The 21,522-nt window shown below is 39.8% G+C and carries 27 protein-coding genes; 17 read left to right on the top strand and 10 right to left on the bottom strand.

Annotated elements, in window-relative coordinates; all coding sequences use genetic code 11:
• The first annotated feature begins 22 nt into the window (after nucleotides 1-22).
• Nucleotides 23-919, top strand: coding sequence for a LysR family transcriptional regulator (locus JOC54_RS02585; protein ID WP_035417729.1), 897 nt, complete (start codon nucleotides 23-25; stop codon nucleotides 917-919).
• On the opposite strand, the gene JOC54_RS02590 is transcribed toward JOC54_RS02585, so the two are convergent.
• Together JOC54_RS02590 and JOC54_RS02595 are read right to left on the bottom strand one after the other, a co-directional pair.
• Nucleotides 882-1,562, bottom strand: coding sequence for an HAD hydrolase-like protein (locus tag JOC54_RS02590; RefSeq protein ID WP_204464227.1), 681 nt, complete (start codon nucleotides 1,560-1,562; stop codon nucleotides 882-884). The two genes, JOC54_RS02585 and JOC54_RS02590, sit on opposite strands and share 38 nt — an antisense overlap.
• Nucleotides 1,559-2,095, bottom strand: coding sequence for a GNAT family N-acetyltransferase (locus JOC54_RS02595; RefSeq protein WP_204464229.1), 537 nt, complete (start codon nucleotides 2,093-2,095; stop codon nucleotides 1,559-1,561). The genes JOC54_RS02590 and JOC54_RS02595 overlap by 4 nt, the downstream gene beginning before the upstream one ends.
• A 124-nt stretch (nucleotides 2,096-2,219) precedes the next feature.
• On the opposite strand from JOC54_RS02595, the gene JOC54_RS02600 reads away from it, so the two are divergent.
• The 6 genes from JOC54_RS02600 to JOC54_RS02625 all read left to right on the top strand — a co-directional run bounded on the left by JOC54_RS02600 (nucleotide 2,220) and on the right by JOC54_RS02625 (nucleotide 5,113).
• Nucleotides 2,220-2,996: a DeoR/GlpR family DNA-binding transcription regulator gene (locus tag JOC54_RS02600; protein WP_204464231.1), complete on the top strand. Its 777-nt coding sequence runs from the start codon at nucleotides 2,220-2,222 to the stop codon at nucleotides 2,994-2,996.
• Nucleotides 2,993-3,406 carry a metallothiol transferase FosB gene (gene fosB, locus JOC54_RS02605; protein ID WP_204464233.1) on the top strand — a complete coding sequence of 138 codons (414 nt, stop codon included), beginning with the start codon at nucleotides 2,993-2,995 and terminating at the stop codon, nucleotides 3,404-3,406. The genes JOC54_RS02600 and fosB overlap by 4 nt, the downstream gene beginning before the upstream one ends.
• Before the next feature lie 33 nt (nucleotides 3,407-3,439).
• Nucleotides 3,440-3,847 (top strand): NUDIX hydrolase, encoded by a 408-nt coding sequence (locus JOC54_RS02610; RefSeq protein ID WP_035417743.1) that lies wholly within the window; start codon nucleotides 3,440-3,442, stop codon nucleotides 3,845-3,847.
• Nucleotides 3,848-4,330, top strand: a complete 483-nt coding sequence (locus JOC54_RS02615; protein ID WP_204464236.1) for a GNAT family N-acetyltransferase — start codon at nucleotides 3,848-3,850, stop codon at nucleotides 4,328-4,330.
• A gap of 80 nt (nucleotides 4,331-4,410) precedes the next feature.
• On the top strand, nucleotides 4,411-4,764 hold the full coding sequence (locus JOC54_RS02620) for a hypothetical protein (RefSeq protein WP_204464238.1): 354 nt from the start codon (nucleotides 4,411-4,413) through the stop codon (nucleotides 4,762-4,764).
• A gap of 160 nt (nucleotides 4,765-4,924) precedes the next feature.
• A complete protein-coding gene (locus JOC54_RS02625) occupies nucleotides 4,925-5,113 on the top strand; it encodes a hypothetical protein (RefSeq protein WP_035417748.1) in 189 nt (62 codons plus the stop codon).
• A gap of 49 nt (nucleotides 5,114-5,162) precedes the next feature.
• Here JOC54_RS02625 and JOC54_RS02630 read toward each other — a convergent pair whose 3' ends face one another.
• Nucleotides 5,163-6,263 carry a CAP domain-containing protein gene (locus JOC54_RS02630; protein ID WP_204464241.1) on the bottom strand — a complete coding sequence of 367 codons (1,101 nt, stop codon included), beginning with the start codon at nucleotides 6,261-6,263 and terminating at the stop codon, nucleotides 5,163-5,165.
• Between the two features lie 252 nt (nucleotides 6,264-6,515).
• Here JOC54_RS02630 and JOC54_RS02635 point away from each other — a divergent pair, with 252 nt between their 5' ends.
• A complete protein-coding gene (locus JOC54_RS02635; RefSeq protein WP_367617761.1) occupies nucleotides 6,516-7,022 on the top strand; it encodes a GNAT family N-acetyltransferase in 507 nt (168 codons plus the stop codon).
• Between the two features lie 37 nt (nucleotides 7,023-7,059).
• On the opposite strand, the gene JOC54_RS02640 is transcribed toward JOC54_RS02635, so the two are convergent.
• Nucleotides 7,060-8,391 (bottom strand): CitMHS family transporter, encoded by a 1,332-nt coding sequence (locus tag JOC54_RS02640; protein WP_204464245.1) that lies wholly within the window; start codon nucleotides 8,389-8,391, stop codon nucleotides 7,060-7,062.
• Between the two features lie 337 nt (nucleotides 8,392-8,728).
• On the opposite strand from JOC54_RS02640, the gene JOC54_RS02645 reads away from it, so the two are divergent.
• From JOC54_RS02645 to JOC54_RS02670, 7 genes are all read left to right on the top strand, one after another.
• Nucleotides 8,729-8,992 (top strand): CD3324 family protein, encoded by a 264-nt coding sequence (locus tag JOC54_RS02645; protein WP_204464247.1) that lies wholly within the window; start codon nucleotides 8,729-8,731, stop codon nucleotides 8,990-8,992.
• A 108-nt stretch (nucleotides 8,993-9,100) separates the two neighbouring features.
• Nucleotides 9,101-9,673, top strand: a complete 573-nt coding sequence (locus JOC54_RS02650) for a GNAT family N-acetyltransferase (protein ID WP_204464250.1) — start codon at nucleotides 9,101-9,103, stop codon at nucleotides 9,671-9,673.
• A gap of 12 nt (nucleotides 9,674-9,685) precedes the next feature.
• On the top strand, nucleotides 9,686-10,228 hold the full coding sequence (locus JOC54_RS02655) for a GNAT family N-acetyltransferase (protein WP_204464252.1): 543 nt from the start codon (nucleotides 9,686-9,688) through the stop codon (nucleotides 10,226-10,228).
• Between the two features lie 562 nt (nucleotides 10,229-10,790).
• Complete coding sequence (locus JOC54_RS23115) at nucleotides 10,791-10,913, top strand: hypothetical protein (protein ID WP_275582671.1); 123 nt, start codon at nucleotides 10,791-10,793, stop codon at nucleotides 10,911-10,913.
• Nucleotides 10,914-10,929: 16 nt separating this feature from the next.
• Nucleotides 10,930-11,487, top strand: coding sequence for a putative glycolipid-binding domain-containing protein (locus JOC54_RS02660; RefSeq protein WP_204464255.1), 558 nt, complete (start codon nucleotides 10,930-10,932; stop codon nucleotides 11,485-11,487).
• A gap of 126 nt (nucleotides 11,488-11,613) precedes the next feature.
• Nucleotides 11,614-12,396 (top strand): endonuclease/exonuclease/phosphatase family protein, encoded by a 783-nt coding sequence (locus tag JOC54_RS02665; protein WP_204464257.1) that lies wholly within the window; start codon nucleotides 11,614-11,616, stop codon nucleotides 12,394-12,396.
• Between the two features lie 183 nt (nucleotides 12,397-12,579).
• Complete coding sequence (locus tag JOC54_RS02670; RefSeq protein ID WP_204464258.1) at nucleotides 12,580-13,809, top strand: MFS transporter; 1,230 nt, start codon at nucleotides 12,580-12,582, stop codon at nucleotides 13,807-13,809.
• A 54-nt stretch (nucleotides 13,810-13,863) separates the two neighbouring features.
• Here the strand turns inward: JOC54_RS02670 and JOC54_RS02675 are convergent, their stop codons facing one another.
• From JOC54_RS02675 to JOC54_RS02685, 3 genes are all read right to left on the bottom strand, one after another.
• Nucleotides 13,864-15,153, bottom strand: coding sequence for an acyl-CoA thioesterase/bile acid-CoA:amino acid N-acyltransferase family protein (locus JOC54_RS02675; protein ID WP_204464259.1), 1,290 nt, complete (start codon nucleotides 15,151-15,153; stop codon nucleotides 13,864-13,866).
• 133 nt (nucleotides 15,154-15,286) lie between these two features.
• A complete protein-coding gene (locus JOC54_RS02680) occupies nucleotides 15,287-16,204 on the bottom strand; it encodes an AEC family transporter (RefSeq protein ID WP_204464260.1) in 918 nt (305 codons plus the stop codon).
• A gap of 115 nt (nucleotides 16,205-16,319) precedes the next feature.
• Nucleotides 16,320-17,342, bottom strand: a complete 1,023-nt coding sequence (locus tag JOC54_RS02685; protein WP_204464261.1) for an aminoglycoside phosphotransferase family protein — start codon at nucleotides 17,340-17,342, stop codon at nucleotides 16,320-16,322.
• A gap of 139 nt (nucleotides 17,343-17,481) precedes the next feature.
• On the opposite strand from JOC54_RS02685, the gene JOC54_RS02690 reads away from it, so the two are divergent.
• The gene (locus JOC54_RS02690) at nucleotides 17,482-17,961 is read left to right on the top strand and encodes a DUF7878 domain-containing protein (RefSeq protein WP_204464262.1); all 480 of its coding nucleotides are present in this window, start codon (nucleotides 17,482-17,484) and stop codon (nucleotides 17,959-17,961) included.
• An 88-nt stretch (nucleotides 17,962-18,049) separates the two neighbouring features.
• Here JOC54_RS02690 and JOC54_RS02695 read toward each other — a convergent pair whose 3' ends face one another.
• The gene (locus JOC54_RS02695) at nucleotides 18,050-18,316 is read right to left on the bottom strand and encodes a hypothetical protein (RefSeq protein WP_157684028.1); all 267 of its coding nucleotides are present in this window, start codon (nucleotides 18,314-18,316) and stop codon (nucleotides 18,050-18,052) included.
• A gap of 457 nt (nucleotides 18,317-18,773) precedes the next feature.
• Here JOC54_RS02695 and JOC54_RS02700 point away from each other — a divergent pair, with 457 nt between their 5' ends.
• The gene (locus JOC54_RS02700; protein ID WP_204464264.1) at nucleotides 18,774-19,475 is read left to right on the top strand and encodes a class I SAM-dependent methyltransferase; all 702 of its coding nucleotides are present in this window, start codon (nucleotides 18,774-18,776) and stop codon (nucleotides 19,473-19,475) included.
• Between the two features lie 54 nt (nucleotides 19,476-19,529).
• Here the strand turns inward: JOC54_RS02700 and JOC54_RS02705 are convergent, their stop codons facing one another.
• Together JOC54_RS02705 and JOC54_RS02710 are read right to left on the bottom strand one after the other, a co-directional pair.
• Complete coding sequence (locus JOC54_RS02705) at nucleotides 19,530-19,970, bottom strand: hypothetical protein (protein ID WP_204464265.1); 441 nt, start codon at nucleotides 19,968-19,970, stop codon at nucleotides 19,530-19,532.
• A 19-nt stretch (nucleotides 19,971-19,989) separates the two neighbouring features.
• Nucleotides 19,990-21,519 (bottom strand): ABC transporter substrate-binding protein, encoded by a 1,530-nt coding sequence (locus JOC54_RS02710; protein WP_204464266.1) that lies wholly within the window; start codon nucleotides 21,517-21,519, stop codon nucleotides 19,990-19,992.
• Nucleotides 21,520-21,522: the final 3 nt, after the last annotated feature.

Raw genomic sequence — 21,522 nt, forward strand, 5'->3', positions numbered from 1 at the left:
ACGATTAAAAAGGAGTGGTGAAGTGGAAATCAAGCAGTTAATTACGTTTGTTGAAGTGGCTGAATCGCTTCATATAACGCGAACGGCTAAGAAACTTTCATTTGCCCAATCAAGCGTAACGGCGCATATTAAAGCACTCGAAGCTTACGTCGGAACCGCATTATTTGAACGACTTGGCAAGAAAATCTATTTAACCGATGCAGGTCGTACATTTAAGCATTATGCCGACCAAATGATTGCTTTGGATGAGGAAGTGAAGGCAAAAATAAATGGTACCGGAAGTGCTGTTGCGAAACTGACAGTTGGTGCACAAGAAAGCCAATGTACGTATCGCCTTACGCCCATTTTAAAAGCATTTAAACAACAGTATCCAGATGTAGAGCTTGTCTTTAAACCAGCCCATTCTCATAAGATGGCGCGTGAAAAACTGCTTGAGGGCGCACTTGATTTTGCTTTTATTACGGACACTGCTGCAACTGGCTCATCTCTGGTTGTAGAAAAATTGATTAAGGAAGACGTCGTTCTAGTTGCCTCACCTGAACACGCTATTTTTAAACGAACTTCGTTGCCTACTCCAGCTGATTTAAAAGAAGAAACGTTTTTGCTTGCTGAAGCAGGCTGCTCATATCGTGATTATCTCGTAAAATGGTTTGAACGAGCAGACCAATCCATTTTTCATAAAATTGAATTTGGTAGTATTGAAACCATTAAGCAATGTGTATTAACTGGTCTTGGTATAGCAATTCTGCCTAAGATGGCTATCGAGAAAGAGCAGAGTGAAGGCATGTTAAAAATAGTGCAGTGGGATCCGCCAGACGATACGATTTATACTCATATTGCATGGCATAAAGACAAACAGTTGACGCGACCACTGCAAACATTTATTGAGTTGACGCGTCATCACTTTCAATCGGCATAGCTACAATGTCAATTACGTCTCTAAAGGATGAAATGTTCATCGTGGCCTGAGCCAATTCTTCCATGCTACCGTATCCATATGTACAAGCAACAGTATGTAATCGATTGGCGGCACCAGCAGAGATATCTGATTTCCGATCTCCAATCATATACGCTTCATTAAGTTGATGATCTTGTTTTAATTGATGGACTAATTCTGTTTTTGACGAAACGGGTAAGCGGTCTGCTCCGTAATAATCAGTAAACCATTGATTTAACTGATAGTGATTCAAGATCGTTTTTAAATAAGACATCATGCCATTACTAGCTATGTATAAAGAAAAGCCCGCTTCTTTCAGCCTCTGAAGCGTTAGCGGAACATCAGGGTAAAGCTCACCTTCATCTGCCTTTATTTGTTCAATTATCTTAACTAAAAATAAATGATCAGCCTGCTTTCTTAAAGCAGGTTCAGCTCCCGGGAGCAATGTTTGCCAGACGTCTTTCATCGGTGCTCCTAGCATAGTGAGATAGCTCTGTACAGGCGCTTCCCCATGCCAAAGCTGCTGTTCATTTAGTTGATTAAATGTGTCAACTAATGCAAGCGTTAACACTTTTTCGGTTTTAAACAGCGTTCCGTCCATATCAAAGATGAGCGCCGGCTTCATTGTGTGTTCTCTCGCTTTGAGGGCAGTGTTTTACTTAGAATAACGCTGCGATAGTTGGTCACGTCCCAGTTGGCAAATTCTATAAAGCGATAGCCTTTCTTCTCGTAAATAGAACGTAAATGCGCTGCTGGTTCAGCTGTATCAAGAGCAAGTTCTTTTAATCCTGTTTGAAAGGCATAGGTTTCAACTCGATTTAGTAGGAGTGTACCTAGTCCAAGTCCTTGATAATCGGGGTGCACGGCATATTGTCCGACAACTCCAACGGTATCCCGTTCATACCAAGGGCAACCATGCTTCATTCCTGGTTTATAGAAGCTAATGGTTCCTATGATTCTGTTGTCTTTAAGTGCAATCAAGCAGTGTGCTCCGTCAATTCGTTCTCTTGTTATCGTCGAATCTTGGTGTGTAGCAAGATAGCGTAAACCCAAATCAGAAAGCTGTTTGTAAGATACATTTAATAAGCGGGTTAACTCATCAATCGAGTCAACATCCATTTGAAACGGACGTATTGCGAAATCTTCTGTCATCTCCATTTGCACCATCACTCCTTTTCTCTTCTTTTGCAGTGTATCAAAAGAAAAACGATAGATAAAGAGAAATATTAATTGATTTCGATAAATCAAAAGTGTATATTCGAGAAAAAAGGAGAGTGATAGCATGTTTGTTGAGGAAAGAAGAGAACGAATTCTCCAGAAAATTTACAAAGAAAAGACCGTTTCCGTCCAGCAACTGGCTGAAGTATTACAGACATCTGTTCATACAATTCGTAATGACTTAACATACCTTGAAGAGCAGAATCATTTAACAAGAACGCATGGCGGGGCAGTCTTAAATGAGCGATCACGTTTGAACGTCATGAAGACGAGCGTGCGGTACGATCAGGCGGATCAGTATCAACATGCGATCGCCAAAAGAGCGGCAGGTCTTATTAAGCCCGGCATGACGGTTTACATTGGTGGGTCCGTTACACATTATTTAATGCTTCAATACATAAAGCAGGACATGAAGTGTACGATTGTGACAAATTCGCTTCAAGTCGCGTTAGACTTGTCTACCAATGAATCGGTTGAATGTTACATCATTGGTGGGCACGTGCCTTATTCGTCAAATACAGTGGGGAGTATGGCTGTAAAGTTAATGGAACAGTTTCATGTTGATCTCGCTTTTATTAATAATGGATTCCATTTAGAGCAGGGTATGACAACCTCTAATCCAGAAGTGGCAGCTTTTCAATCAGCGGTCATTCAAAACGCGAAAAAGATTGTTGGTTTAGGAAACCACTATAAGGTTGATATTGTGACGTTTGCCTCAATTGCATCGCTTCAGGTAGTAGATTTGCTTATTCTTGATGAGAAAGTTTCTGAAGAAATAAGGGATGGGCTTGAACAAGCCAAAGTAGACTATGTTGTAGCAACAGGAGATGAGCTGGCATGAAGCTTAATCACATTACCTTCTCTGTTTCAAATTTAGAAAAATCGATTGCTTTCTATCAAGAGATATTTAACGCGTCATTGCTAGTAAAAGGAGAGAAGATGGCTTATTTTGATTTAGATGGGCTCTGGCTTGCTCTCAATGTGGAAACCGACATTGAGAGAAGTGAGGTAAATGAATCGTATACGCACATCGCATTCACCATTACAGAGGAAGAACTTTCCGCCATGACAGAAAAATTAAACAAGCTCGGAGTAAACATATTGGATGGTCGAGCGAGGAGCAAAGAAGACAAACGGTCTATTTACTTTACCGATCTTGATGGTCATCGATTTGAATTCCATACGGGAACACTGCAAGAGCGTTTAACGTATTATCAGAACGAGAAGAAACACCTTGATTTTTATTCGTAATAGACTGCTGTTTATGAGAGGGGTGTTTATTAAGTGCGAGACCGAGGCGTTGCGCTTTTGTTGAAAAAGGATAAGATTGCCCTTATTAAACGTGTAAGGAACGGTCAAAGCTATTATGTCTTTCCTGGCGGCGGAATTGAATCTGGTGAAACACCTGAGCAAGCAACAAAAAGAGAAGCACGTGAAGAATTGGGCGTTGTTGTTAAGGTACAGCGAAAAGTGGCAGAGATAGTAGATGAGGGAACGCAGCATTATTTCTTGGTTTCGATCATCTCGGGAGAGTTTGGAAGTGGCAAAGGAAATGAAATGGTTTGTCCACAAAGGGACCGGGGCACGTATGAGCCGATGTGGGTTTGTTATGATGAACTAGAGCAGCTAAATATTAAACCAGAACAAGCGGTAAAAATGGTTATGCGAGTAATGAGAGAAGGTGATGAATGAATGAGCTTCTCGTTTCAAGTATTGACGCAAGAACAGGCCGAAGAGATCGCCTATCGTTGGCAATATGAAGAACCTTATGCTTTTTATAACATGGACGCAGATGAAGAGGATTTGCATGATTTTCTAGATCCTCAAAAACGAGGATCAACCATTTATGCTGTTATGCAAGGGCGCGACCTGTACGCCTTCTTTTCTATTGAACGAGTCGGGCAAGAAATGTATGAGATTGGGTTAGGGATGAAACCAGAGCACACAGGTAGAGGTGGCGGGAAAGCGTTTATAAGGGCTATAGTTGATTATGTTGTTTCAAGTTATTCACCCGCAAAGCTCACCTTGTCCGTTGCGACATTTAATCAACGAGCCATTCATGTTTATCGTCAAAATGGCTTTGTCGACAGAAATGTGTTCATGCAAAAAACAAATGGAGATGTTTATGAGTTTCTTAGAATGGAGAGATGGCTTACTGACAAAGCTGAGATATAAAGAATTGATGTATTTGAGTTTGGTTTAAAAGATAACAGGTTGCTATGATTCTAGAAATGTTAGCAAATTTGGAGGGGAAAATGGACTGGCTTCTGATTGGTGGTTCATACTTATTAATAAGTGTAGTTGTATCAATTGCTTATATAGGTATTGTGTTGGCGAGCTTCATGTTAATGAAAAAGTTATTTAAAATGAATGAAACAAAGTGGGATCACTTTTTTCGCTATAAGAATGGGTTCGGTCTGTATCTTGCACTAGTATTGCCTTACCTTTTAACACTTGCCATTTTGTACCCAGCAACTTTAGTATGGTTCGATTGGATTGACGTTACGTATAAACTAGCAGCGACTAATTTCATTTTTCTACTATTAGCTCTGACCGGTTTATGGAAATTACCTAAACTCAAACAGCTCAAACAGAAGCTAGATCACTAATTTTTCATTTCTTAAGAGATCGATTCACATTCGTTTCGTTATCTTTGTAACAAAATCGTCTTTTTTTCAATACTTTTTCAAGAAAAAATGAGAAAATGCATCTTTTTAACTCTTCTATTCGTATATATACTAGAAGGAATAGATAGAGGAGGCTGAGGCTATGTTTTTATCACTGACTACAAGTATGATTGCAGTCATGTTTTTATTAACGTCTTTTATCGATTTAGCAAAGGGACAAGTTGAAACAGCCTTTTTCACATTGATTGGCTTTATTTCATTTTTCCTGTTTACCTTGCTTATTGTGATGAAGCGAAAAGACTTATTTTCAAAAGAGATGTTTAAGAAATAAACCAATAGAAAAGAAGCAGGTCGTTAATCGACCTGCTTCTTTTTCCTACTTATCTGGTGAAAAACTTTTCCGTATAATAAGGCTGTGAATCGTCATTAAAATCAACACCAACGCCAAGATTTCGAAACTCTTTTTTGAGAATGTTTTCCCGGTGCCCGAGTGAATTCATTAAGCCTTCGTGAGCAAAAATGCTGCTAAACTGACCATAGGCTAGGTTTTCACCAGCGGTCGTGAAGCGAATATTATCGTCAGCCATACGGTCAAACGGGGACTTACCTTCCAAATTCGTATGTCCAAAGTACTCATTGAGGGCCATATCCGTACTATGTTTTCGTGCTGTTTCTCTGACTGGATCATCCCAAGTCAAAAGGGGCAATTCGTTCATTGAACGAGAAGAGTTTGTCAAATCAAACAGCTGGTATTCAAACCCCTCTCTTAATGCCTGACTTTCTTCTGTATAAAGAGTACGCTTGCTTTGTTCTAAATCGTAATCAATGATTTGAATTGCTGTAACCGTATCATCACGATGTTTATCGTAGAAAATGGTCAAATAACTATCATCTAATTCAAATAAATCATATTCTTCATCTTGATTTAATTGATAATTAAAGAAGCCTTTTCTCATCGAAGTTTGAGGATCTCCAAGCTGGTCACGAACCTCTGCTTTATTACTACCAAATTGAATTTCAGTCTCAGTTGATGCAATTAAATCTTGGTTCGTATATAGACCTTTTACGCGGTTTTCTTCATCGTAAGCAACCATCATAAACCGGTGATACTCTTCATGGTATGCCTCCCAATTGAGACCATATTCATTTTCTGTCACACGTTTCGGAGACCCGACATCTTCTTCGACAATCGCTCTTGTATCGCCCAATTCAATATTATGAACGGAAAAAAGACTGGAATCGGGTCCTACTAAATCTGGGAATTCAATCCCGACTGGTTCATCCGGCTCAACATAGTCATCAGCTGACAGAAAAGACTTAATCGATTCATCAATCGCTTCCCAAGAAAAGTTCGAGAAATCAATTGATTGAAAGGAATCAATAAAAGAAGGAGGTACGAGGCTTTTTGCAGAATCAAGCCATAACGATCTGGAGCTGTAAGCAACGAGCCCGATTAATAGAATTATAATGAAACGCTTCATACGTCACATCCTAACAAGAAGTAATACATTTGGTAAACGTAATTAAGTCTACTATACGAAAGCGGGCATCACAATATAAAAACAGATATTCCCACTGTCTTCCAATTATACCTGATTTGCTTGGTTTTTAATCATGGTAGGATAAAAGAATAGCTTAAACAGCTAACGAGACAGATGATCCAAAAGATCACTGCATGATGGATCTGTCACATTTTGTTCAAGAGACCTATTTGTTGGAGGTGAAACTTGTCTGTGAAACAAATAACGTTTGATTTTCAAGAGACACAAGTAACCGCAATGGCAGAGCTCTACGCCCGAGTGTGGGGAAGTGAAGTAGAGACTGCTAGAGTGAAAATTGCTCGTTATCAAACCTATTCTGGCTTTAAAGCTGTGCTGCTCGTTTCTAACAAAGAAGAATTAATTGGATTTGCTTATGGCTATACGTCAAGCCCTGGTCAGTATTATCATGACCTGCTTGCTGCTGCGTTAACAGCAGATCGACGTCAATGGCTTGACGATTGTTTTGAATTTGTAGAACTCGTTGTTGATAAAGCGATGAGAAGGTTGGGCGGCGGAAGGATACTCGTGCAATCACTTATGGAAGCTACTGATTGTCAAAAGGCGTTACTAACAACTCAAATGGCGAACCAACCTGCGATTACGCTGTATAAACAGTTAAACTGGGTAGCCATTCAAGACGATTTTTTACCATCTTCAAGTGGAGAGCCATACGTCATGATGGGAAAGGTCTTGAAATAAAAAGCGCCACTCCTTTAAGAGCGGCGCTGATTGTTGATTAAAACTGGATAACACCTATTAAAACGGCCAGTAGGACTAATACAATACTGAAACCCCAGACCCAGAAGAAGGCGTAACGAATGTATTTCCCCATATCAATTCCAGCAAGACCAACAGCAAGCCATACCGCTGGAGCTAGTGGACTGACAAATGTTCCAACGACATTACCAATAATCATCGCATACGCAGTTGATGTACTCGCTACCCCTACTTGTGCGGTGATACTCTCAACAATTGGGAAAAGTGCGTAATAATAGGCATCTGTACTAGTCACCATATCAAATGGAACGCCAAACAAGCCAACAATTAGATGAAGCACAGGTAGTATTGCAGCTGGTAAAATTGATATACTATCGACTGCAATTGATTCAAGCATGCCGGATTCATCAATAATACCAAGAAAGGTTCCCGCTGCTAAAATAACGGCAGCCATTAACAGTGCGCTTGGAGAGTGCGCTTTTACGCGATCCATTTGCGTTTGTACATTCGGATAGTTCACGACGAGAGCTAGCACGAGCCCAACCATAAACGAATACCCGGCAGGAAGCAACTCGGCTACAAGGATGATAAGAACGCCGACAAAGATAAGTGCGTTTGCCCAAATTAAATGATACCGTTTCAAAGCTTTGTCGCCGTGTGAGCTAATTGAACGAAGCGCTTCTTGTAAGTCTGCTTCACTCATGGAACTCGCCGCAGCTTCTGCTAAGCCCATCTTGGCGATGCGTTTCTTTTCACGGACCCCTAGGCCAAATGCAAGTGCTAAAACGAGCACAATCCCAATCAATTGTACGGGAATTAACGGATACCATAGTTCAACAGGGCTCATATCAAGTACGCCTGCAACGCGACCTGTTGGACCCGCCCAAGGAACCATGTTCATAATACTTGCACTCAACCCTACAATAAGAACGAGTAAGTAAGGGCTCATATGTAACCGCTTATACAGGGGCAAGAGCGCGGGGATCGTAAGTAAGAAAGTAGTCGCCCCGGCACCATCAAGGTGAGCGACCATTCCGATTGCCGCCGTTCCAACTGCGACCGTTACAACGTTCCCTTTTGTTAAGCGAACCATTGCTTTTATGATTGGTTCAAAGAATCCAGTATCTTGTAAAACACCAAAAAACAGAATAGCAAAGATAAACATGATGGCTACGTTCAACACTTTATCAATACCAGCTTCAAAAAATAAAGCAATTTCGTCAAGACCAAAGCCGGCAATAAACGCCCCGATTAAAGGAACGGCAATCATCGCAACGATGGGACTTGCTTTCCCCCACACAAGTAAGATGACAATGATTAGTATCATCGAAATACCAATAAGACTTAACATGGATTATCCCCCCAGATGTAAATAACGTTATGTTTGCGCTTTCATTTCTACATAACCTACCATATCAGTGAGCTTGTTTATCGTTTCGTTCATAACGAGTATATTGTTCATTTTGTTCACGGTGGCAGAAAGCGAGATGACAGTATTTTATAAATTTATTGTAAGTTTGATTTCGGCTTGGTAAACTAGTCTGTATCAATGATAAAAGGAGAACACGATCTATGAGAAAATACATTATTAACTAATAGCGAAGATTGCTATTAGTGAAGATACGATTGGTTGAAATAGCAGTCTTTGCTTACCTCTTATTTTACAATTAAGGAGGAGCAGAGAGCGGATGAGCTATCAAAAAGCGGAACACATTTTACCAGAAGAATTAGTAGAAATGGTCCAGAAGTACATAGATGGTGATGTTATCTATATCCCAAGGAAGCAAGAAAACAAGAAGTCTTGGGGCGAAGCAAATGGTGCCAAACGTGAAATTCAGCACCGGAATGAGAATATACAATTAGCCTATGGTCGAGGGATTTCCATTACCGCATTAGCTGACCAGTATTGTTTATCACGAAAAAGCATTGAGCGAATTGTATATCAGCCTTAAAAGAGACGCTAAGTCTCTTTTTTGTATTCCTCAAATATAGTTGGTAAGCGATATTGAGGTATTAAATAATCGGAATGCGTTTTAAGCTAATTATAAGAGAATGAGAGGATGAGAAAGAATATGCAACAGTTAAAGAAGTTAGCTGCTTTTCCAACGATCCATACAAAACGTTTAACGTTGCGTCAGCTTACGCATGAAGATGCCGAACAGCTTTACGCATATTACGCAAATGAATCCGTTTATCGCTACCTTGACTGGAATGGACCAGAATCCATCGAACATAGCAAGCAAAACATTGATAGATGGAATAAAGGGTTTGAACAAGGCTGGATAATTCGATTCGCAATCGTAGATAACGAAACGAATACCGTTATTGGAACAATCTTTTTAAGTGATTTCCACGGTAAGCGCGCTGAAATTGGATTTGAACTAAGCCAATACTATTGGCGCAGAGGGATTATGTCAGAAGCAATGAGAGAAGTGCTATATCTAGGGTTTCAACAGCTTCATCTGCAAAGAATTCAAGCGTTTGTTGCTGAAGAAAATGTTGCTTCAAGGCAGTTATTTAACTCATTTAATTTTAAAGAAGAAGGGTTATTGAGGCAGTATGAAACTCATTCTGTAACAGGTGAATGCAATGATATGTTGGTTTATAGTTTGATACAAGATGCAAAAGGATAAGGGGATGAATCAATGTTTTCATTTAAAGTAAACGACCAGATTGAGCTTGAGCTTATGCAGCACCATCATAAAGGAGAGCTGTACGACCTAATTGATTCAAATAGGCAGCATCTTCGGCAATGGCTGCTCTGGGTTGATAAGCGAAACGCCGTTTCAGATTTAGATGCTGTTATACCGATTTGGTTACATAATTATGCCGACAACAATGGCTTTGATGCGGGAATTCGATACAATGGCAAACTTGTCGGCATGATTGCTTTACAAAAAATTGATTGGAAAAACAGCAAGACAAGTATCGGTTACTTCTTAGCGCAAGAAGCACAGGGGAAAGGAATTATCACAAAAGCTATTACCGCACTATTGCCCTATATATTTCAAACTCTAAAGCTTAATCGAGTAGAAATCCACTGTGCGCAAAGCAACACGAAAAGTTTAGCAATCCCCGAAAGGTTAGGATTTCAAAAAGAGGGCATTCAAAAGGAAGGTCAATGGCTCTATGATTATTATGAAGACATTGTTCTGTACCGTTTGCTCGCAAAAGATTGGAAGAAGTAGCGACACCTCCTTACCATCGTTTTTAATGTTTGATTTGTTCAGAGAGTTAGTCCGAGCAACAACGGAAATATAGTTTTGCACGAAGTGACATTCACTAAGAGTCACTCATACTATTGCTTCTAACGGAGAGGCATATAATTTGGTCTAGCGCAAGAAAATAGGGTTTGTTTAAAAGACGAGCGGGTATGATAGAATTAACGTCTTAAGTAAAGGTGAGAACGTGATGTTAACGATCGATGAGGTTTCTATCATACAAAGAGAAGTTCGGTATCTAAACCAACTCAAAAAAGAGATACACAATCCTGAGTGTCCTTTTCTACACATGATTAATGGTCAAATAAATGACCTAAATCGTGCATTAGATGGGTATGACTTTTAATAAGAGCGAATCCTATAAATATTGCTAAAGTACCTGGTTGATTTGGTGCTTTTTTTGTTTTTGAACATCATTACTGAAAGTATTTAAACAAACAATCTGTCATTTTAAACAAAACTTCTTTTAATTAAATGGCACATGTATACAATGAAGCTAGAAGTCATTTACTGATGAAGGAGGAACGGAGTGAAGATTTCAGTTCAAGCATCTGCTGCATATGAAAAATTGGAAGTCGAAATTAAACATTTTAAGCAGGACACTCAAGTCGAGAAGCTCGTAAAGCATTTGCAACGTTTCCAAGCAAAATAAAAATGAGGAGGCTGAAATGCAGTCAACATTGGTCTGGAAGAGTCTTGAATTTTTTGGTATTGAGTACGTTGGGTTAACACAAACAGAGAGTGAGATTCGGGTGATCAGTACAATCATTAAATCCGAAACTGCTAAACCTGAGAAGATTGAATACAGTCTGACTTTAACGTTAGATTGGCAAGTGAAGCAACTTTATGTAAAAAACAGTCGCTATCAACATGTGATTCAATTATTCCAAAACGAGATGGGGTGTTGGGTGAATCAATTTGGTGAGGAAATTCCTCAATTAAGAGGGGCTGTTGATGTAGATTTATCCTGCACACCTTTTACAAATTCATTACCGATAAAACGGCTACCGTGGGAACTGAATCAACCAATCAATTTAGAAATGGTTTATGTCGATGCATCTAGTGGTGCCTATAGAAAAGTGACGCAAAGCTATGAGCTGCTTGATGCGAAGGAAGAATTTCAATTGTTTCATTACAAGAGCGGTGCCTTTCAATCGAAAATACTTGCAAACAGAGACGGTATTGTAAGTGAGTATCCAAATTTATTTGCGCTCGTTTCATATTAATAGAAATGACTACATCACATCTCTTAGTAAAAAGAGATGTTTTTTTTGTGAGATAAAGTATGAATAGATATTGCCAATGAAGCCAGATATACTTAAGCAAACAACCAATGAAAGCAGGGAAGAACGATGGAGCTTAAAGTGTTGTCGTACAATGTGCGGTATGGAAGTGAAGAAGATTTAACAGAAAATAGCTGGAGAAATAGGCGATTAGCGATGAAAAGCTTACTAAAATTAGAAGATACCGATTTAATTGCCACACAAGAGGGCCTCTATCAACAGATTATGGAGATTGAAGCCGATTTAGAGCAGTATAACTGGTGTGGTGAAGGAAGGGAAGGGGGAACAATCGGAGAACATATGGCGATTTTTTATAAAAAAGATCGTTTTACACTGCTTGAAACGGGGCATTACTGGCTTTCTGAAACACCCTATACGAAGGGATCAATGTCTTGGGGTACAAATTATCCGCGCATGGTAACTTGGGTGAAATTAAAGGAAACGCAATTAAATAAGGTATTCTATCTGATCAATACTCACCTTGATCATGAATCCGAACAAGCACGGATTGAAAGTGCAAAAATGATCATACATAAAAGTCTTCAACTTGAAGACCAGATTCCCATCATCCTAACCGGTGATTTTAATACTGCAAGAAATAGCAATGTCCATCAAATTCTAACAAGGGATTGTTTCTTTGAAGATCCGTGGAATATAGAGATTGTGAAAACGAATGAGAAGCTTGGGACATTTAATGATTTTTATGATGAGAGAGGCGGAGGTTCGATCTTGAAGATTGATTGGATCTTAATTAAAGGATTTTCTGCAACTGCAATTGGAATTAATAATGCAACAATTCGCGGTCAGTTTCCTAGTGATCATTTTCCTGTTAGTGCCGATCTCAACCTTTAACTACATCAAAAGTCTGAGAGAACATACATCTGACGCTGCTTCTGAATGCGGTTTCTTTCATGATAGATTGGTGGAGAGAGAAGCATGAAGGAGAAGAGAGAATGAGAATAGAACAGAGAATCGAAACAAGGAATGGCTGGTTCCTCGAATTTACGAATCGTTACTGCTTAAAGGAATCGCCTAATGAGTAACTCAATTAAGAAAGACGTTCGCCTATGGATGTTAATTGCTGCAAATTTCTCTTCAGCGATTGGAATGGGAATATTGAGTATTGGTGTAGCTTGGTTAATTCTTGAGCAACCTCAAGGAGAAAAGTTGCTTGGGATTATTATGGTTGTGACAACAATATTGATTTTTTTTGGAGCACCTTATATAGGCAGTTTAGTCGATCGCTTCTCACGTAAACGGCTGTTTCAATTAAATCAAGTATTCATTTTTCTAATTGTGTTTCCAATTGCGTTATTTGGATATTGGAATCAAGAGTTGACGACATGGCAGTTGCTTGCGCTGTATATTGCATCTGTGATCTACTACAGCATCCACTACCCGACTATGCTTGCTTTTGTACAAGAAATATTCGACTCAAAAACCCATAATCGTTTGAATGGCGTTTTGGAAATTCAATCTCAAGCAGCGAGCATGATTGCTGGCGGATTAGCTGGAATATTATTTCAGCTAATGGATCCAGCTCGCTTGTTAATGGCAGTAGCAATTGGATTTGTAATGAGCTTTGTACTTCTTTCCAGCATTCCATATCAACGCAAGTTCATCAAAAGAGACCATACAACTATTTTCTCATCAATGTTTGCTGGAGTGCCATTTATTAAACAGCATTGGAAAATTTGTTTAAGTATTTTTGCGCTAACGATTCCGTTCTTAACATTAATGGTAGGAAACTATTTAAGGCCGGTATTTATTCAGACAACGCTTGAAGCGGATGCCTCAATCTATGGATTTAGCAACATGATTTATTCCATTGGCGCGGTCTTAGCAGGAATCTTTATTCCAATAATATACGCGAAGTGGGGACCTTGGATAGCATCAATGTTAGCTGTTGCAACATACACCGTTTCATTGGTATTCATCGCTGTGTTGCCATTCATAGGATTGTTTTTGTTTATGCAGGTCCTGACAGGAATAGGAAATGCGGGAAGTCGTATCTGTAAGCAGAATTTGATGATGGCGCACATACCGAACGCATTTATCGGTCGAGTGAATGGGATATTTGAAGCTGTTGGAACAAGCATTCGACTTGCTCTACTTCTAGCATTCACGTACGCACTTGATTGGATTAGTGTTCAAACCGCTTTCTTCATTACGGCTATCCTTTCATTTGCAGGTCTGCTATTTCTTATTAAAAGAAAAAATGAGCTGGAAGCGGTACCGGAAGCACGATTTGAGCAAAGTGCTTAAGTGAATATACTTTTAAGGAACTTTTCTACAAAACAGAAAAGAAAGCGTAAATCTTCATTGATTTACGCCTTCTTTTACAGAGGAACTTTCCAAGAAGTTAAATATGTGAGGAAGAGAATCGGCTGCGGCTAATGCGTTTGCCTCTGCAGTTCCACCGAATTGCATCGTCATCCGACCGCCTACATGCTCATTAAGATTAGCGGGCATATTCGGTAATGCATAGGGGAAGGAAAGAAAGTGACCTGCTTGCTCATAATGCTTCCACTCAAGCTGTGGAAGCTTATTTTTCATCAGTTTAGCAAAATGTGCTGCTGGCCAAACTTGATCATCTCCGCCAGTGAGGAGGAGAACAGGGGCTTTAATATTTTCTACTTTAATTCGAGCCGCTTCATTTTTTGCCGGAGCTTTCAAGCTACTCTCCCAAATTCCTAAGAAAGAAGCGGGTTTCTTAACCATCCATTGTCGAAAGAAAGAAAACATTACGGATGGTCGATACGTAAATTTTAAATAAGGAATGGCTTTGTCCGCTAAAGTCCATGATTGGATCGGAGCATAGATCGAATTTTTTAATCCTGATGTTACATATGCTCCAGGTGCACCAGCAATAACGGCATTAAACTGGTCATAAGTTGAAGCGAGCAGTAAAGCGAGCTCGGCACCTCTTGAGTAGCCAATTACAGAAATCTTTTCTTCATTTTCCGTCATTTCTTTGAATACTTGAATCGCGCCCTGGAAGTATTCAAGCGGGATGTTCTCAAGGTTATTCGGTACACCGTCTTGATTAAAATAAGCGAGATCGAGTACGTTGTAGCCTTTTGCTGCGAGCATCGTCGCAGCATGCTCTAATCTGCCCCCATCGGATCCGGCAAGAAGCATAACGTTTTGAGTAGCAGTTTGATCTATTGGTTGATATAGCGTCCCTACAGCGCCATTTGATCGCATCTCTCTTTTTATGACCCGATCGGTGTAGAAGGATATAGCAACCGCTGTCTCGTTAATGGTTTGATGATTCGCTTCCAGTCGAAGGGTTACTTTCAGTGGCTCCGCCGTTGTTTTCGTGAAATAATGACCATTTGCTTTTGTGTGATGAGTCATTGACCAAATTATACCCGCTTGATCAATCGACTGATAGGATCCCGATTCGGGAGCATTCTGTGCTAAAGAAATTTCACCAGACTCACTTGCACGAAACGTTGCCCATGAAGTAAATTGCTCATTTGCGTCATCTTTTAAAAGCGCGCGTAATGTTAGCTCTTGATTCGGTTGACAGCCAACGATCGTAATATAGATAGCTTCATCAATTCGTGGATGTTCAGGTGTAACATGGATGGAAGGGTTTGTCATGATGGAAACAGCTCCTTTTGACTTCTATGTAGGATTCCTTTCGTATCTACGGCTTTAGGAGCAGACGGTTTCGTCGAAAGCAGTGAACAATCGAAAAAGATAGAATGGCAAAAAGCCATTCTATCTTATGTCATTAAAACAGGATTGATGAAAGAAAGATAACGAGGGTGACGGTGATGCTGCTAAGCAAGGTTGTGTATAAGACTACTTGAGCATGAAGTTCTGGTTCGACTTGATATTGCATAGCCATCGTCGAAGTGTTCCGTGAGGTTGGAAAGGAACTAGCGATAAATAAAGATTGGGCGACAACACCGTCTAAACCAATCAGATAAATAATGAGTAGGGAGAGCGCTGGTCCTGCAACTAAGCGACCAATAACTGCCCATGTAATGATTTTGTGGTACACGCGGATCCGAATGTTTGCTAACTGTGCACCTAAGAGTAACAATGCTAAAGAAATAAATCCTGCTGACAAATAATCGAGCGGAATGAGAAGCGCACGAGGCAATGGAATTTGAAATAGTTGGAAAGCTAGCCCAAGAATTAATGCATGTATGATTGGAAGCTTTATAAGCGAGCGTAAGATGTCTTTAAACGTTTTTGTCGCAGCGAGTAAATTATATAAGCCATATGTATAAGTAAGCAGGTTTTGAAAAACTAGCACAAATATTTGAATGGTGACCCCAAGTGGATTTGTACTAAACACCATTTGACTTACTGGTAAACCAAAATTCCCTGAATTCATTAAGGAGATGCTATTTTTCAACGCAGCCCCTTCACCATCATTCACCTTTAAGATGCGGCCAAGAAGGTGGGACAGGAGTACAGTTGCTAGGGTAAATAAGAGTAAATAAACAAGCATTTCCGATAGAACTTGATAGTTGAGCTCAACCCTGTACATGTTTAGAAACACAGCTGCGGGCATAAAGCAGACAGTCAGTAAGGTAGAGAAAGGAGTGAGTGGGAATTGATAGCGTCTCTGCAAGAACGCACCAAGACCGATTAAAAGCAAGATTGGAAAAATGACCTCTAAAAACAAAGGGACAAACATGAAAAACTCCATTCTTAGATACACCGCTCGTTCTGTATCTCGTTACTCTAGTGTAAGGTTTTTTTGACGTGAGAGGTAATTGTTTTTTCTAATAGAGATTGATAACAAAAGCCAATCAGTTCTTTTTATCTAAGGTGGATATACGCGCACATAGCTGCTTTAGCTGTTCAACATATTGATTAGCCCATTGATGAAAAGGCAACTCATTATCCCATGTTACAGCCCCCGTTGCTTTAGCATTCCCCCAATCTAAGACCAGCTGATGGATGAGGTGCACAGTCAATCGTTTCTGCATAGATGCATGGAGCGCCTTAGCAAAATAAGTGTGGAGTAATCGTTCTGCCACAGCCATTTGTTTCTCATTCATGTAATAGAGCAACATTTTACTTAAATCGGATACCGGGTCTGCAAAGTAGGCATTCGTAAAATCAAATACGGCGCTTACGCACCAACCTTCAGGACCTTGGTTTATCAAAAAATTACCAGGTTTAAAATCACCCATTACAAAAGTTGAACTTGTTAAATCGGTAAATCCTTGTTTACTATCCTCCAAGTTCTTCTCAGTCCATCGAAGATCCTTAGTCGCAATCGTTGAAAAACGAGAAGCGTCGTTTAACCAATAGAGAATTCGCTGGAAAAGCCAGTTCGTATAGGAATGCTGAAATGGTGAGATCGTTTGGTCTGCTGGATTGAGTTGACCGAACGTCGGTTCAGTCCATTTATGAAACTGGAGTAAGGTTCTTGCAATGGCATCTGCAACAGCAAGAGACTCCTTTGTTTGCAACGTCTCGTCGTTGATATGATTCCCTGTTAATCTTGGCATAAGCGCATAACTCCAGCCAAATAGGCTGTGGTTTTCATTAATGTGGTAAGGTGATGGTAAAGGTACGGTTGTTTGCTGCTGAAGCCGTTTAATAAAGTATTGCTCTTCTTGGAGCTGACCTGGATAAAGCGGGTTGCCTTTGAGCACATACTCGCCATGACTCGATCTGATAAACAGCGTTTGTCCCATTGCTCCGTTCCCTGTTTTTTCAAAAGCAACTAAGCGACCATAGTGGTGATAATCAAGCATGGATTGAACTTGATTAGGATGGACTGTTCCTAATTTATTCGAAGCGAATATAATTTCTGCCGTCATATGAAAACCTCCTATGATGTGGTGGATTAATTGTTTAAGTTTATAGGAGTTTGTTCTGCCTCGTCTACTTACTGGCGCGTATGTATGGTTTACAATGTAATCATTATCTATAAAAAGAAGCTGTTTAAGGAGAAATCAAATGATAAACGATCCCCCCTTAGAAATTATATATACATTTGTTAATGAGAAGGACGCAATCTCCAATCGAGACAGACGAGATGTCCCAAAAATTTTAGCTATTGATGCGCTCGTTACGGTCAAAATAGCTGGAGACATTTATTTTCAAGAAGAAATCGCTGTGTTGGAATTTTACAAAGCACTCTATCAGTGGCGAAAACAAATGACGAATACGGACACTCAAAAATTTGATTATTTTTCAATTGAAAACGATCAAGAAGAAGGTCCGATTTTATCACTGCTGCCTTTTGCTAATAAGGCGCGAGTCAAAACCATATGGCCACTTGTAGATGTATATAATGTGTTTGAGTTGGTTGAAGCGGTTAAGGTGTTTTGTGAGCTTGAGGAAAGCTTAAAAATAGAAATAGAACGATATTTTGGCATTGAACTCAAACGTTTTCTCAAGCACATTCCTTATTATTTCCCGCTTAATAACGACTGAAGAACGATAGGTTTATATCCGGCGGACTACCTCACGAGTTGATTAATAAAAAGCAAGCAAGTAAATAACTACTTGCTTGCTTACTCTTTTACAAGTGAAGTTGTCGTGCGAGAAACACAGCCAAATCCGTACGCGATAATGCATTTTTGATGTTGTCATAGCCATAGCGATCAAGTAAGACAGTCATTGGCTTTCCTTGTTCAAGTGATTGAGATCTATAGTTGTAACAGTAGCTAGTTGGTGAAAAGCCAATCTCTCCATGCTTCTCAAAAATGAACGGTTGAGAATTAGGAAAGGTTTCAATACATATTTCAAAACGATGTAAGTTTTTTAAGATGGCAACTGAATCCATCATTTCCGTTTCCTCTACCATAGAGCTCCTTTCACACAGGGCTCGCAGAATACGTTCAAAGAAGACCTGTCCTAACAAGTATGACAAAAAAGAACGTATATTGACAGCGAATTTAGAAAAAATACATTATATTTCGTAACCGTGCGAGATTAAGGTACTAAATCCTTTAATAAAAGGATGTTCTGTCATGTATTTGTAACATTTGTAATAGGAGGCAAACACGATAAAAAAACTGTATTAAAGCAAGAGTCTTCTGGTATCGTTATAAGCAACTTTATAAAAATAAATGCCTAGCTATTGAGGCATTGAAAATGAATCAACTTAGTATCCTACAGGCCTATTAGAAGTATGTTAATTGCATGCAAGCACACACTATTTTATCTGATTTAATGTAGTTGTCATAGTCCTTTAATCAAACTACTTTATAATGACTAAAAGCGATTACAAAAGAGGTGTTCTAATGAAAGAAGACATTTATCGTAATGAAGATGTATTGTTGATGTTGGATCAGTGGTTAAGAGAGCCCGAACCTTTCTGGGATGAATTTTACGCTGACCGTCAAAGGTCGATCCCGTTTTTTATTCAAGCTCCGGATGAGAATGTGGTTCGTTATTTTGAAGCGAACCAAGTTAAGGTAGGGAAGGTACTCGAGCTCGGCTGTGGTCCGGGAAGAAACGCGCTTTATTTTGCCGGAAAAGGGTGTGAGGTTGATGCTGTTGACCTTTCAAGTACAACATTAAAGTGGGCAAAAGAACGTGCGGATAAAGCGAATTTAAAGATCAATTTCATTCATAAAAATGTCTTTGAGCTTGATATACAAGAAGGAACATATGATTTTGTTTATGATTCAGGTTGCTTTCATCATATTGCGCCACATCGACGAACGAGTTATGTTGAATTGGTTAGAAAAGCACTTAAACCACAAGGACGATTTGCACTAACATGTTTTCTTAAAGGTGGTCAATTAGGTGGTGCAGTAATTTCAGATTGGGAGGTGTATCGTAGACGTAGTCTTCAAGGTGGTTTAGGCTTTACGGATGAGAGTTTGCGCTCTATATTTTCAGATTTGCAAGTCATTGATGTAAGTCCGATGCAAATTATTGAACAACCAAGTACTCAATTCGGGGTGCCGGATTTTTTAACAGGGCTTTTTCAAAAGTAATCGTGAGATAAAGGTAGAAAAGCCGTTATGAGTACCTCTCATAACGGCTTTTAATTAATTCACTTCTGTTGCATGAACAATGGTTACACCATAGTTGTCCTGCTTCTTTTCGCTAAATAGTTTCCAGTTTGGAGAAAGCATTGCGCCAAACTCATGCAGCTGCGCTTCAGACAAGTGAAGTCCATCAAAGCGTGCTTCTCCCATCGTATAATCTGCGCCGTCTTCAATTCCGTATTTTAGGAGAAGTAGTCGTTTTATGCCAAAGGTAGACATGAACTTAACTTGGTATCCTGATTCAATGGCTGATTTAATTAAAGAAGGATCTTCTGTTGTTGCCTCGATAAGGTCGCTGTAATCAAAGGTTTGATCAAATGAATTAAGTGCTTCTGCATCATGATTTTCCACATGCAATAATAGCTTTTCTTCTGTCATTCCTTTAGCGAGCAAGGTTTCGAGCATAAACGCATTCCATTGCGATAGTGCAGGTAAAGTCATTTAGGTACGTCCTTTCCAGTTAATTAGTTAATTCAATCTCATTTACATCATACAATTCATCAAGTCGAGGAGTATAGTCTAGACGATCATTCACACCGTAACGACCTTGAAGTTGAAAAAGGTAGACTGCTCCGCGATCTTCTGCAAGAATTTGCTGTACTTCCTGATATTGTGCAATGCGTTCCTCTTCATCCATGTTGTATGCAGCCTCTTCTAAAAGCGCATCAATCTCTGGATTTGTATATGGTGCAACGCCATCCTCTTTGAAGAACTCCAATACACTGCCGTCAAACATATCATTGCCCCAGCCAACGAAAATGGCTTCATCTAACTCGTTACTAAATAGGCGATTGGCAAATTGGCTTTGCTCAATTAAATCAATATTTGCCGTAATACCAACATCTGAAAGCATGCCACCAACAACTTCAGCCATTTCCGTATAGTAATTATTGACAGACATGTTTACCGTGACGCCATCTTCATAACCAGCCTCTGCTAACAGCTCCATTGCTCGATCAGGGTCATATTCGTATGTGTTGTAGAGGGATTCATCCGCACCAAAGTTGCCCGGAGTAATATGGGTACGTGTTGCTGTGGCACTCCCGTTCAAGATTTCGTCAATAATAACTTGGTTTTCAATCGCTAAGTCAATTGCTTCACGGACAGCAGGATCAGCTGTTGGCTCGCCCTCTTCATTAGAGAGCCACATTTGAATGACGCGCTGAATCGGTTCAAGTGCCACATGCGTTCCATCATTGTTATCAATTCGCTCCATGTCCGCAGTAGGAATATTAAAGGCAATATCTACACCATCTGTCAATAATTCAGAGACACGAGTGGAGTCTTCAGGTACAACACTGAAACGAACGCGTTCCCAATTTGGTTCCCCTTCGAAGTAATCAGCATACTTACTTAGTTCGACTGCTTCATCTTGCTGCCATTTTTCGTACATAAATGGGCCTGTTCCAACTGGAGATTGGAAGAAACTCTCCGCGCCAACTTCTTCAAAATAATTACCAGGCAAAATGCTGGCTGCTGGAATAGAAAGACGATTAAGCAGTTGCGGGTCTGGTTCAGCTGTCGTTATTCTCACAGTATACTCATCAACAACCTCAACGGTTTCAATTTGGTTAAATGTAGAGTTCTGTTGCAGTGATGTATCATTGGCAACTCGCTCAAGTGAAAAAGCGACATCATTCGCTGTAAAAGCATCACCGTTGTGGAAAGTAACATCATCACGCAAGCGGAATTCCCAAGTTGTTTCATCAATAGGCTCCCAATCCGTTGCCAAGTCAGCTACAATTTCGCCAGCGTCATCTCGTTGCACAAGTTTGCTATATAGATTGACTAAAACAGCTGAAGTGGTAATGACGCTGTTGTTATGCGGATCAAACGTCGTAATATCGGCAGGGTTGGCAATGGTAAGCAATTCATAACCGCTTGATTCTTCACTCGGTTCTGCTGGACTTCCACCGTCAGGATCATCAAATCCACATGCAGATAAGGCAATAACAGAGAATAATGTACTAGCAAGTAAGGCTTTTTTCATGTT

Origin of the sequence: Shouchella xiaoxiensis, from assembly GCF_016907895.1 — a bacterium.
Lineage (GTDB): Bacteria > Bacillota > Bacilli > Bacillales > Bacillaceae_D > Shouchella > Shouchella xiaoxiensis.